This window comes from Burkholderia torrens (genome assembly GCF_984668525.1).
The window spans coordinates 2,051,000-2,063,336 of sequence record NZ_OZ480212.1; the positions used below are offsets into that span (position 1 = coordinate 2,051,000).

At 68.6% G+C, this 12,337-nt stretch carries 12 protein-coding genes; 7 read left to right on the top strand and 5 right to left on the bottom strand.

The genetic code is table 11. From position 1 onward, the window contains the following. Positions 1 to 93: 93 nt before the first annotated feature. A complete protein-coding gene (locus AC5LXX_RS25420; protein WP_493411453.1) occupies positions 94 to 318 on the top strand; it encodes a hypothetical protein in 225 nt (74 codons plus the stop codon). 114 nt (positions 319 to 432) lie between these two features. Here AC5LXX_RS25420 and AC5LXX_RS25425 read toward each other — a convergent pair whose 3' ends face one another. Then, positions 433 to 645, bottom strand: a complete 213-nt coding sequence (locus AC5LXX_RS25425) for a hypothetical protein (RefSeq protein ID WP_493411454.1) — start codon at positions 643 to 645, stop codon at positions 433 to 435. Positions 646 to 835: 190 nt separating this feature from the next. Between AC5LXX_RS25425 and AC5LXX_RS25430 the strand changes: the two genes are divergently transcribed. Further along, a complete protein-coding gene (locus AC5LXX_RS25430; RefSeq protein WP_493403450.1) occupies positions 836 to 1,840 on the top strand; it encodes a chemotaxis response regulator protein-glutamate methylesterase in 1,005 nt (334 codons plus the stop codon). A gap of 55 nt (positions 1,841 to 1,895) precedes the next feature. Then, the gene (locus tag AC5LXX_RS25435) at positions 1,896 to 2,960 is read left to right on the top strand and encodes a diguanylate cyclase (RefSeq protein WP_322081524.1); all 1,065 of its coding nucleotides are present in this window, start codon (positions 1,896 to 1,898) and stop codon (positions 2,958 to 2,960) included. Positions 2,961 to 2,973: 13 nt separating this feature from the next. Here AC5LXX_RS25435 and AC5LXX_RS25440 read toward each other — a convergent pair whose 3' ends face one another. Continuing rightward, entirely contained in the window at positions 2,974 to 5,223 is a 2,250-nt protein-coding gene (locus AC5LXX_RS25440; RefSeq protein ID WP_493411455.1) for a putative bifunctional diguanylate cyclase/phosphodiesterase, read from the bottom strand. A 398-nt stretch (positions 5,224 to 5,621) separates the two neighbouring features. After that, the gene (locus AC5LXX_RS25445) at positions 5,622 to 6,515 is read right to left on the bottom strand and encodes a LysR substrate-binding domain-containing protein (RefSeq protein ID WP_493411456.1); all 894 of its coding nucleotides are present in this window, start codon (positions 6,513 to 6,515) and stop codon (positions 5,622 to 5,624) included. Positions 6,516 to 6,635: 120 nt separating this feature from the next. Between AC5LXX_RS25445 and AC5LXX_RS25450 the strand changes: the two genes are divergently transcribed. From AC5LXX_RS25450 to AC5LXX_RS25460, 3 genes are all read left to right on the top strand, one after another. Beyond that, positions 6,636 to 7,274, top strand: a complete 639-nt coding sequence (locus AC5LXX_RS25450) for a hydrolase (RefSeq protein WP_493411457.1) — start codon at positions 6,636 to 6,638, stop codon at positions 7,272 to 7,274. 209 nt (positions 7,275 to 7,483) lie between these two features. Then, on the top strand, positions 7,484 to 8,206 hold the full coding sequence (locus tag AC5LXX_RS25455) for a haloacid dehalogenase type II (RefSeq protein WP_493411458.1): 723 nt from the start codon (positions 7,484 to 7,486) through the stop codon (positions 8,204 to 8,206). Positions 8,207 to 8,234: 28 nt separating this feature from the next. After that, positions 8,235 to 9,269 carry a hypothetical protein gene (locus tag AC5LXX_RS25460; RefSeq protein ID WP_493411459.1) on the top strand — a complete coding sequence of 345 codons (1,035 nt, stop codon included), beginning with the start codon at positions 8,235 to 8,237 and terminating at the stop codon, positions 9,267 to 9,269. A 12-nt stretch (positions 9,270 to 9,281) separates the two neighbouring features. On the opposite strand, the gene AC5LXX_RS25465 is transcribed toward AC5LXX_RS25460, so the two are convergent. Together AC5LXX_RS25465 and AC5LXX_RS25470 are read right to left on the bottom strand one after the other, a co-directional pair. Then, positions 9,282 to 9,788 carry an SRPBCC family protein gene (locus AC5LXX_RS25465; protein ID WP_493411460.1) on the bottom strand — a complete coding sequence of 169 codons (507 nt, stop codon included), beginning with the start codon at positions 9,786 to 9,788 and terminating at the stop codon, positions 9,282 to 9,284. A 72-nt stretch (positions 9,789 to 9,860) separates the two neighbouring features. After that, on the bottom strand, positions 9,861 to 10,841 hold the full coding sequence (locus tag AC5LXX_RS25470; RefSeq protein ID WP_493411461.1) for a LysR family transcriptional regulator: 981 nt from the start codon (positions 10,839 to 10,841) through the stop codon (positions 9,861 to 9,863). Positions 10,842 to 10,998: 157 nt separating this feature from the next. Between AC5LXX_RS25470 and AC5LXX_RS25475 the strand changes: the two genes are divergently transcribed. Further along, on the top strand, positions 10,999 to 12,318 hold the full coding sequence (locus AC5LXX_RS25475; protein WP_493411462.1) for an MFS transporter: 1,320 nt from the start codon (positions 10,999 to 11,001) through the stop codon (positions 12,316 to 12,318). Positions 12,319 to 12,337 lie beyond the last annotated feature (19 nt).

Sequence of the window (12,337 nt, forward strand, 5' to 3'; positions counted from 1 at the left end):
CAGCGGCCTGCTGGTCGACCGGCAGCCGTGCGTGGCGGAGCCCAGGGCCGCCGACTACACTGGAAAGCATCGGCAACGGACGGGAGAGCCGCCATGATTGACGTATTCCAGACCATCGGCAGCCGCGCGTTCTCCGCTCATCTGGCGAAGGACGGGATGGTGACGCTGATGGAACAACACCACGAAGTCGACCGCGTGACGCTCGCGACGGCCTATGCCGCGCTCGTCGAGGAAGCCGAGCAGGAAGGCGACCTGCTCGACGCGACGGTCGAGGGGATGATGCGCGCGCTGATCCAGGGCTACGCGCGCAGCCATTGACGACACGGCCGCGCATCCGCTGCGCGGCCGGCTGCCCGGTGCGGCCCGCCATGCGGCCGGCGCGCCGGCGCCCACGGTGAACCGCTTCCCCGCGCGCAGTTGCCGGTAGTCAGCCTACGTGAAGATCCTCGGCAGGTTGGCGACGGCGCCGTTGCTGGCGCGGTCCGGTTCGCTCATGAAGGCTTCGACCTCGTCGAGGCCGGCACACCGTAACATGCCGGCTTGCGCGGGCTGCGCCGGCACGATCGGCGGCCCGGCAGGCGCGGACGCACCGGCCCGCCGCCCCGTGTCGCCCGGAAACACCGTGCAGTCATAGAGGAAACGCACTGAAACGGCACAATGGGCAAATTTTTCGATTGCCGCCGCCCGCGCCGCATGACAGCATGCGGGGCGTCGTCAACCCAAAAGAATACCGTGCCGTCCGGCCGCCGATGCCACCCGGCGGCAGCGGACAGGCAGCCCCTTCCATGAACCCGGCCACCCTCCAACACTACGAACCGACCGGAGAATTCCGCTTGTGAACATCGGCATCGTCAACGACCTCCCGCTTGCCGTCGAGGCGATGCGCCGCGCGATCGCGCGCCGGCCCGAGCACCGCGTGCTGTGGGTCGCGACCGACGGCGCGCAAGCCGTCGAACTGTGCGCCGCGCAGCCGCCCGACGTCGTGCTGATGGACCTGATCATGCCGAAATTCGACGGGATCGAAGCGACGCGGCGGATCATGCGATCCGAACGACCGTGCGCGATCCTGATCGTGACGAGCTGCATCGGCGCGAATGCGTGGCGCGTATTCGAGGCGATGGGCGCCGGTGCGCTCGACGCGGTCGATACACCGCGGCTCGGCGACGGCGCGGCCGGCGACACGACCCGGCTCCTGCTCGCGAAGATCGACCAGATCGGCCGGCTGCTCGACGCGCCGGGCGGCACGCGCCTCGCCGGCACGGCCGCCCGCGCCGGCGGCGGCCCGCTGATCGCGATCGGTGCGTCGGCCGGTGGCCCCGGCGCGCTCGCGTCGATCCTCGGCGGCCTGCCGGCCGATTTCAGCGCACCGATCGTGATCGTGCAGCACGTCGATCGCGCGTTCGCGGAAGGCATGGCGCAATGGCTCGACGGCCAGACGCCGCTCGCCGTGCGCGTCGCGCGCGAAGGCGACCGTCCGCAGCCGGGCGTCGCGCTGCTCGCCGCGACCGACGATCATCTGCGCATCACGCGCACCGGCACGCTCGAATACACGCGCGAGCCGGCCGCCACGCCGTATCGTCCATCGGTCGACGTGTTCTTCAACAGCCTGACCGAGCACTGGCCCGGCCGCGTGATCGGCGTGCTGCTGACGGGGATGGGACGCGACGGTGCGATCGGCCTGAAGGCGCTGCGGATGAAGGGCTACCATACGATCGCGCAGGACGAGGCGACCAGCGCCGTGTACGGCATGCCGAAGGCAGCCGCGACGCTCGGCGCGGCGCGCGCGATCCTGCCGCTCGGACGCATCGCGGGCGAGCTGGCGGCGCTCGCGCGGATCTGAGCCCGATGAACACGCGCAACACCCATGCCTGCCCTCGCAACACGCCGCATCGACCATGACTAGCGACCTGACCCGCCCGCCGGGCAGCCCGATCACGCCGACCGCCGACGTGCCGGCCATGGTGCTGCTGGTCGACGACCAGACGATCGTCGCGGAAGCCGTCCGGCGCGCGCTCGTCGACGAGGAAGGCATCGACTTCCACTACTGCCCGCGCTCGGACGACGCGATGGCCACTGCGATCGACACGCGGCCGACCGTGATCCTGCAGGACCTCGTGATGCCCGGCATCGACGGGCTGAGCCTCGTGAAGTCGTACCGCGCGAACCCGGCGACACGCGACGTGCCGATCATCGTGCTGTCGACGCAGGAAGAACCGGTGATCAAGAGCGCCGCGTTCGCGGCCGGCGCGAACGACTACCTCGTGAAGCTGCCCGACCGCATCGAGCTCGTCGCGCGCATCCGTTATCACTCGCGTTCATATATGAACCTGCTGCAGCGCGACGAGGCCTATCGCGCACTGCGGCAATCGCAGCAGCAACTGCTCGAAGCCAATCTCGAACTGCGGCGCCTCACGCATTCCGACGGCCTGACGGGGCTGTCGAACCGGCGCTATCTCGACGAATACCTGGCCGCCGAATGGCGCCGCGGCACGCGCGAGCGCAGCGAGCTGTCGCTGCTGATGATCGACGTCGACAATTTCAAGCTGTACAACGACACGTACGGACACGTGTCGGGCGACAGCGTGCTCAAGCAGATCGCGTCGACCATCGAGCGCTGCCTCGGGCAATCGGGCGATCTCGCCGCGCGCTTCGGCGGCGAGGAGTTCGCGGTCGTGATGCCGGCGACGTCGCCGGGCGCGGCGCGGCTGCTCGGCGAGAAGATCCGGCTCGCCATCGAGGCGCTGCGGCTGCGGCACGCGCATTCGTCGACCGGCAACACCGTGACGATCAGCATCGGCGGCGCGAGCATCGTGCCCGCACCCGGCCTGCCGACGACCGTGCTGATCGAAGCGGCCGACCGCGCGCTGTATCGCGCGAAGCACGAAGGCAAGAACCGCGTCGAGATCGATACGTCGCCGACGCCGCCCGGCGCCGGCGGGTTCGGCGCGCCGCGCGACTGATCGCGCGCGTCGCTTACGCGGCGCCGAGCCGGCGCGCGTAGTCGCTCGGGTCCAGCGGGCGGCTGAACAGGTAACCCTGCTGCATGTCGCAGCCGATCTGCTGCAGGAACCACGACTGCGCCTGCGTCTCGACGCCCTCCGCCGTGACCTTCATGCCGAGCGAATGCGCCATCGCGACGACGGCCTGCGTAATCGCGACCGAGTCGTGATGCTCGGGCACGCCCGACACGAACGAGCGGTCGACTTTCAGGTTGTGCAGCGGAAAGCGCTTCAGGTAAGCGAGCGACGAATAGCCCGTACCGAAATCGTCGACCGAGATCCGCACGTTCATGTCCGTGAGCGCTTCGAGCATCGGCAGCACGGTGTCCGTGTCGTTCATCAGCAGTCCTTCGGTGATCTCGAGTTCGAGCGCGGACGGATCGAGCTGCGTTTGCGCGAGACAGCGGCCGACCGATTCGACGAGCCCTTCGTGGAACTGCCGGGGCGACAGGTTGACGGCCAGCATCAGGTCGGGGGCGATCGTGCGGCGCCATTCGGCCGCCTGCCTGCAGGCCGTTTCGAGCACCCACTGGCCGATCGCGACGATCAGCCCCGTATCTTCCGCGACCGGAATGAATTCCGCCGGCGACATCGGTCCGAGCTCAGGGCTGGTCCAGCGCAGCAGCGCTTCCGCGCCGACCGTGCGGCCGCTGCGCGCATCGACGACGGGCTGATACGCGAGCCGCAGCATGTCCGACGTCAGCGCGCGCCGCAGCGACTGCTCGACCGCGAAGCGGCGCTGCAGCCGCAGGTTGAGCTGCGCGGTGAAGAACGTGAAATGGTTGCGGCCGCGCTGCTTCGCGTCGTACATCGCCGAATCGGCGTTGCGCATCAGCGTGACCGCATCGTCGCCGTCACGGGGCGCCACGCTGATCCCGATCGACACGCCGAGCCAGTACTCGTTGTTCGCGATCGCGAACGGCTTCGCGATCGCGTCGATCACCTCGCGCGCGAGCACCGCGAGGCGGTCGGGATCGTCGCAGTCGTCGACGAGGATCACGAACTCGTCGCCGCCGACGCGCGTGAGCGCGTAGCGGCCGCCCGCGCAGGCCTCGAGCCGCGCCGCGACGCTGCGCAGCAGTGCGTCGCCCGCGTCGTGGCCGGCCGTGTCGTTGACCTTCTTGAAACCGACGAGATCGATGAACAGGATCGCGACGCGCGCGGGCCCGCCCGCCGCATCGTGCCCGCCGAACAGCTCGCGCATGCGGTCGGCGAGCCAGCGACGGTTGTAGAGGCCCGTCAGCGCATCGCGCGTCGCCAGGTAGCGCAGTTGCTGCTGCGCTTCGCGCACGGGGCCGATGTCGTTGAACGACACGAGCACCGAGTCGGCCTGCGTCTCGCCGGGCCTCACGATCGGCACCGCATTGCCGCGCACCCAGATGATGTCGCCGTCCGCGAGGCCGAAGCCGACCGTGTAGTCGAGCATCGGCGTGGCCGTCTCGAGCGCGAGCCGGCTTGGCCACGCGTCGGGCGCGATCGGCGTGCCGTCCTCGCGCAGCTTGCGCAGGATCACCGTGGACAGCCGCCGGCCGACGAGATCGCCCTTCACGCGCATCATCCGGTTCGCGCTCGGGTTGCTCGCGACCACGACACCGTCGCGCGACACGACGAGGATTCCTTCGTTCAGGCTGTTGACGACGAGCCGGTGATGCTCCTCGCTGCGCGCGAGCTGCCGCGCGATCCGGTCCTGGTGCACCGCGAGGCCGACGCTGTTGCCGATATCGCGCAGCAGTTCGGCTTCCTCATCGCTTGGCCGGCACGGTGTGCGGTGATAGACGGCGAATGCGCCGAGCACGGCGCCCGCGTCGTCGAGAAAGGGCACCGACCAGCACGCGCGCAGGCCCAGCGGCAATGCGACGGAACGGTAGTCGGCCCACAGTGGATCGGTTTCGATGTCTTCGACGGCGATCATCCGGCGCTCGTACATCGCCGTGCCGCATGAGCCGGCTGCCGGCCCGATCGGCGCGCCGTCGATCGCCGCGCTGTACTGCGCGGGCAGCGAGGGCGCCGCGCCGACGCGCACGTGCGCGCCGTCCGTATCGAGCAGCAGGATCGTGCATGACGCGCCGTCGCCGAGCAACGCCTCGGCACGCCGGCAGACCTCGACCAGCAGTTCCGGTAGCGGTGTGTTGCGCGTGATCAGCCTCAGCACGCTTTGCTCGGACGCGAGTACTTCCGCCGCGAGCCCGAGGCTGTAACGAGAATTTTGCGGTTCGGTATTCAAGATGAATCCTGCCGTCTGTCCGATCGGGTCTGATGCGCCCGATTCGTTTTCGATCCTTCGTGCCGTTTTCGCTCCGGGTTTACGCCGATGCCCGGTGCGCCCCGTTTCGCGCGCCAAGCCGGGGCGCGCCGAAATATATTTAACACCAATCCGCGACAACCCGCGCATCCGCATGCATCAGGGGTTACACGCGGGTGCGCCGCCGCGTGCGGCCCGGCGGTCAGCCCGCCGAAACACACGCGGCCCTTCGCCGACGCCGGTTCGTCAGATTGTGACGGCGCCCGGCCCCGTTCCCGCTCAGCCTTCTGCGCCGGCCGGCGGACGCGTCACGGCATTCGGCGCACCGATCGCGGCTGCGACCGACGCGCGCGCGGGCGCCGCAAACAGCGCGCCGCCCGTCAATCCTTCCGGATGTGTTCGGCCAGGAAGTCGATCAGCAGCCGTACGCGCGGCAACAGCCCGCGCCGCGACGGAAACACCGCGTGCACCACGCCGCCCTTCGGCGCCCAGCCCGGCAGCACGTCGACCAGCGTGCCGTCGCGCAGATCGTCCTCGACGACCATGCACGGCAGCTGCACGATGCCGACGCCATGAATCGCCGCGTCGCGCAGCGCGTGCATGTCGTCGGTCACGAAGCGCGGATGATGGCGCAGCTGCGCGTGCTCGCCCTTCGGCCCGACCAGTTGCCACAGATGGTGCCGCGCCGGCCCCCAATCGAGACTCGGCGCGCCGGCCAGCTCGGCCGGGTCCGACAGCGCCCCTCGCCCGTCCAGCCATTGCGGCGCGGCGACCAGCCGCTGCGGGCTGTCGGCCAGCACGCGCATCACGAGATCGCTGTCCTCCAGCGGCGGGAAGCGCACGCGCAGCGCGAGGTCGAATCCTTCGCTCAGCAGGTCGACGCGGCGGTTCGTTGCCTCGAGATGCACCTGCACCTGCGGATGAATCGCCATGAAGCGCGCGACGAGTTCGCTCACGCGGTATTCGAGCAGCGCGGTCGGGCAACTCACGCGGACGACACCGCGCGGTTCCGCGTGCCGCCGCTCGATCACCTCGCGCGCGGCGTCGGCCTCGACCAGCACGGCAAGGCAGCGCTCGTAGAATTCGCGCCCGGTTTCCGTGACCGTGAAATGACGCGTCGTGCGCTGCAGCAGTCGCACGTCGTACTTCGCTTCCAGCGCGGCGATACGGCGGCTCAGCGTCGATTTCGGCACATCCAGCGCGCGCCCCGCCTGCGTGAACCCGCCGTGCTCGACCACCTTCACGAAATAGTAGAGGTCGTTCAGGTCATCCATGATTGTTCCACTCATAGAACACTGACGGCATTTTAAGGGACTGGAACGCCGGTTGTTGCACGCATAGCATCGTGTTTCGACGTGTCCCTTCACATTCCCGACCCATCTCTGGAGGCAACCATGGCAAGCGAACCGGTTCGCGACCCCGCGAACGACCACCTGCTCACCCCGCAGAACGCGGCGTTCATCGTCATCGATTACCAGCCGGTCCAGGTGAACTCCATCGCGTCGATGGATCGCCAGCTGCTGATCAACAACATCGTCGGCGCGTCGAAGGCGGCCGTCGCGTACGGCCTGCCGATCGTCCACTCGACCGTGAACGTGAAGACGGGTCTGAACAAGCCGCCGATCCCGCAACTGCGCCATGCGCTCGAAGGCTATCCGACCTACGACCGCACGAGCATCAACTCGTGGGAAGACGTCGAATTCCGCCAGGCCGTCGAGGCGACCGGCCGCAAGAAACTGATCATGACCGCGCTGTGGAGCGAAGCGTGCCTGACGTTCCCGGCGCTCGACGCGCTGAAGGCCGGCTACGAGGTATACGTGGTCGTCGATGCGGTCGGCGGCACGTCGGTCGCCGCGCACGAAGCCGCGCTGCGCCGCATCGAGCAGGCCGGCGGCCGGATGATCAGCGTCGCGCAGCTGTTCTGCGAACTGCAGCGCGACTGGGCGCGCAGCGCCACCGTGCCGGCGTTCATCGACCTGTTCATCGAAACCGGCGGTACGGCCGGCATCCAGTTCTCTTACGACAAGAGCTGACGGGCACGGCACGCGGCGGCCGCCGGCGCCTTCCGGCCGGCGACCGCGCGCGCCATCGCCTTCTCCTCCGTTCCGGCACGACCGGGACGCGATCGCGACCGGCCGGGCCGCGTTTTCGTATCCGTGATTCAATGTCGATGGAACCGGTGTCGCGCATTCCGGCGGCACGGCGACGTATGCCCTCATCGAACGACCTTCACTGGATCACCATGACGAACCCTGCCGAAATCAAGGCGCTCGTTTTCGATGTCTTCGGAACGATCGTCGACTGGAGAAGCGGTGTCGCACGCGGCGCCGCCGCGTTCCTGGACCGCCACGCGCCCGCGCTCGACCCGTTCGTGTTCGCCGATGCATGGCGCGCCGAATATTCGCCGTCGATGGAGGAAATCCGCAGCGGGCGCCGCCGCTACGTGCGGCTCGACGTGCTGCATCGCGAAAACCTCGTCCGCACGCTCGACCGGTTCGGCATCGACGACGTGCCCGACGCCGACATCGACACGCTCAACCTCGCGTGGCACCGCCTCGACCCGTGGCCCGACGCCGTCGCCGCGCTGCACCGGCTCAAGCAGCGCTTCATCATCGCACCGCTGTCGAACGGCAACATCCGGCTGATGGTCGACGTCGCGAAACGCGCGGGGCTGCCGTGGGACGCGATCCTCGGCGCGGAAGTCGTCCGCGCGTACAAGCCGTCGCCGCAGGTGTACAGCGACACCGTCGACATTCTCGGCCTCGCACCGGCCGAGCTGTGCCTGGTCGCCGCGCACAACGGCGACCTCGCCGCCGCGCGGCGGCAAGGGCTGTCGACCGCGTTCGTGCTGCGGCCGACCGAACACGGACCCGGCCAGACGACCGACCTGAAAGCCGACGATGCGTGGGACTTCGACGTCAGGGACCTGAACGAGCTCGCGGACCGGCTAGGCTGCCCGGCTTGAATGCCGGGTTCCTGCGCGCGACTGCGGCGTGGCCGGCCGCGATGCAGGGGCGGTGGCAACGCGCGTCGAGTGCATCCGGTGCGCGGGCAGACGACTGGTAGACTCCGCAAACCCTGTCCCGTTGCGGCCGCCAATACTCATGTCGTCACCCCTGCGTCTCGTAGAAGGCAAACTGACCGCGATGCGCTTTCTCGAGCGCCCCGACCAGGGCGGCGCCGGAAGCCGTCAGGTGCCGCCCGTCGACCCCGAAGCCCGCAAGAAATCGCTCGGCTACTGGTTCACGCACAACGTGGTGCCGATCGTCGCCGCGCTCACCGGCAACGGGGCCGCGACCAATGCGCTGGTGTTCCAGCAAACCGACGAAGATCTCATCCTGGCCCGGTTGAACGCCGCGGCCGACAAGGTCGAGCATCCGGCGACGTGGTCGTATGCGAACCTGCGCGAAACCCGGACCTTCACGTCCGAAAACGCGTTCGTGACCGTCGGGAAGAACGGCAGGATCCTGTTCGCGAAGCTACCGGTCGAAATCGAACTAGGCGGCGAGTCGTACCGCGGGTTCCTTGGCGGGCAGTGCTTCGACGTCGGCGACGACGTGGTTGCCGTGGTCGATCGCCGCGGCCGCCTGTTCGCGCTGTCGTCTCCGGACCGGTGCCGCATGGTGATGGATCATGCGTGCAGCAACACGGGTCTGGCCGGCCTGACGCGTAACATCGGGCTGGCGTGGAAATGGATGTTCATCGGCGTGAACTGCTTGCTCATCCCGATGATGATCGTGGTGCTCTGGACCGGTAACGGCGGCTTTTCCGACCTGGGTCTCGATCTGGCGATGTTGCTGGGCGGGCCGGTCGCGATGGGCGTCCTGCTTGCGCTGATCCTGGGTGTGCGGTTGTCGTGGTCCGACTGGCTGCCGGCGTGGCGCACGTCGAGCATCCTGAAGGCGCTGGGCCGCCCGGATCTGTGCACAGTCGATTTCTTCGATACGCGCACCGAGGCTGAACGCAACGGGCAGGTACGCGACACGGATATCGGGCAAATCTATTACGCACCCGCGCTGAAGGCCTAGCGCCTGTTCAGGCTAAAAACGGGCTCGCGCCGGCTCCATCGCGACCGCCTGCCCCTGCGCCGCCATCGCGAGACGCCGCCAGTTGCGGGCCGCGTATCGATGAGCCTGCTGCAACGCGAGCCACAACCCGATCTGCCGCACCGGCCTGAACAAACCGCGCGCGCTGAACACGGTGCGCCGCTCGACGCGTGTCCTGCCACCTTCCACGGGCGTCAGCGTGAATTCGTCCTCGAGCAGGCCGACCCAGTCGCGACACCAGACCGTCGACGCCACCATCCGGTAGCGCAGCCGGCGATGCTCGTCGAGCACGAGAATCCGCTGGTCGATGGTGCCGCGGTCGGTCGTGCATTGCCGCGTGTTGCCGACCGCAGGCACGCCTTCGAGCACGCGGCAGCTGACCGGCTTCGGCACGCCTAGGCGAAACAGCAACGGCCGCGAGTCGTCCATCCGCGCATGGAGGAAATGCGGCCATACGTGCTCGGGCCGGCAGTCGAACGTCCACTGCGAATGAATTTCCACGACCGTCTCCTGGCGGCTGTCGGTGCGCACATGATGGCACAACCGCCGCCATGCCGAAGCGGGCGACCGCCATCACGACGCGCACGCGCCCCGCTTTTCCGGCTCGCCAACGAATCGCAGCGCCCCCGATTCGCCCGACAGCAGCGCGCGATTCGCGTCCGCCGCCGCGCGCAGGTAATCCCACAGCGCGGTCACGCGCCGCAGCTTGCGCAGATCCTCGCGGCACGTCAGCCAGAAGCACCGCGTGACGACCACGTCGTCCGGCAGCACGGGCACGAGCGCCGGCTGCGTGGCCGCCATGAAGCACGGCAGGATCGCGAGCCCGCCGCCCTGCAGCGCCGCGAAGTACTGCGCGATCACGCTCGTCGTGCGCAGCCCGGCCGTCGCACCGGGCACCGCGCGATCCAGGTACAGCAACTCGTTGCTGAACGCGAGATCGTCGACGTAGCTGATGAACGTGTGCTGCGCGAGATCGTCCGTGCACGTGATCGGCGCGTGGCTCGCGAGGTAGTCGCGCGTCGCGTAGAGCCGCAACCGGTAATCGCACAGCTTCGTGACCACGTAGGGCCCGCGCTCGGGCCGCTCGAGCGTGATCGCGAGGTCGGCCTCGCGCTTCGGCAGGTTGACGAAATGCGGCACGGGCAGCAGGTCGACCGTCACGTGCGGATGCTCGGCGCGAAACTGCGCGAGCTGCGGCGCGAGGAAAAAGCAGCCGAATCCTTCCGTCGACCCGATCCGCACGTGGCCCGACAGCGCCTCGCCGGTGTTCGCGACCTGGTCGCACGCGGACTGCACGGTCGTCTCCATCGCGTCCGCATAGGCGACGAGCCGCTGCCCTTCGGCCGTCAGCGTGAAGCCGCCGGAGCGAGACTTGTCGAACAGCAGCGTGCCCATCGCGGCCTCGAGCGCGCGGATGCGCCGCGCGACGGTCGTGTAGTCGACGCCGAGCCGCTTCGCGGCGCCGCTTGCGCGCTGCGTGCGCGCGACTTCGAGAAAAAAGCGCAGGTCGTCCCAGTTCAGGTTGCCGGAAACCGGCTCGGTGGCATGTCGCATCGGCGAGGGAAAAAGGGGCTGGAGTCTCCGGGCCGGCCGTCGATATGCATAAATGCACATCCAACCGGTTTCTTTATCGGTACATGATGAATCTGCGCATAACTATACTCGACCGTGACCTGCGGACCACGAGCCGCGGCACCACCACGGAGACACCATGCAGACCCGATCCACCCTCGATGAGCATGCGACAGTCGCAGCGCCGGCCCCCGCCCGCACCGCGAAGCATTACCTGCTGGCCGGCTGGGCCAGCATGGCCGGCACGACGATCGAGTGGTACGACTTCTTCCTCTACGGCACGGCCGCCGCGCTCGTGTTCAACAGCATCTTCTTCCCGTCGCTCGACCCCGTCGTCGGCACGCTCGCGGCGTTCGGCACGTTCGCGGTCGGCTTCATCGGCCGGCCGATGGGCGGCATCGTGTTCGGCCACTTCGGCGACCGCATCGGCCGCAAGTCGATGCTGATGATCACGCTGCTGCTGATGGGCGTGCCGAGCATGATCATCGGGCTGATTCCGTCCTACGACAGCATCGGCTACTGGGCCGCCGCGCTGTTGATCGCGATGCGCTTCCTGCAGGGGATGGCCGTCGGCGGCGAATGGGGCGGCGCGGTGCTGATGGCCGTCGAACACGCGCCGAAAGGCCGCAAGGGGCTGTTCGGCAGCCTGCCGCAGACGGGCGTCGGGCTCGGCCTGATCCTGTCGTCGGTCGCGATGGCCGCGGTCGCCGCGCTGCCGGAAGCCGACATGCTGTCGTGGGGCTGGCGCGTGCCGTTCCTCGCGAGCATCGCGCTCGTCGGCCTCGGCTGGTTCATCCGTGCGAAGGTGCCAGAATCGCCCGACTTCGAGAAGATGCAGCGCCAGGGCAAGGCCGAGAAGTCGCCGGTAACGGCCGCGCTGCGCCGCCATCCGCGCGAGGTGCTGACGATCGTCGGCGCGCGCGCCGCGGAGAACACGTGGTTCTACATGGTCGTCACGTTCGCGCTTGCTTACGCGACGCAGCAGCTGCACCTGCCGAAGGCAGAGATGCTTCATGCGATCACGGCCGGCGCCGCGCTGTCGCTCGTGACGATGCCGCTGTGCGGCCACCTGAGCGACCGCATCGGCCAGCGCCGGATGTTCGCGATCGGCCTCGTGCTGATGTGCGCGTTCGCCGCGCCGTTCTTCATGATGCTCGGCACGCAGCAGACGTCGTACGCATGGTGGGCGATCGTGCTCGGCCTCGGCGTCGTGTTCCCGATCCTCTATGCGCCGGAATCGCTGCTGTTCGCGCAGCAGTTCCCCGCTGAAATCCGCTACAGCGGCATCTCGCTGTCGGTGCAGCTGGCAGGCGTGATCGGCGGCGGCTTCGCGCCGATGATCGCGACGTCCCTGCTCAAGGCCGGCGGCGGCCAGCCGCACTACGTGATCGCGTACCTCGTCGGCTTCGGCATGTTCGCGCTCCTGTGTACGGCACTGATGCGTCCGGCGCGCGCGTGAGCACGCCGCCGGCATCCGA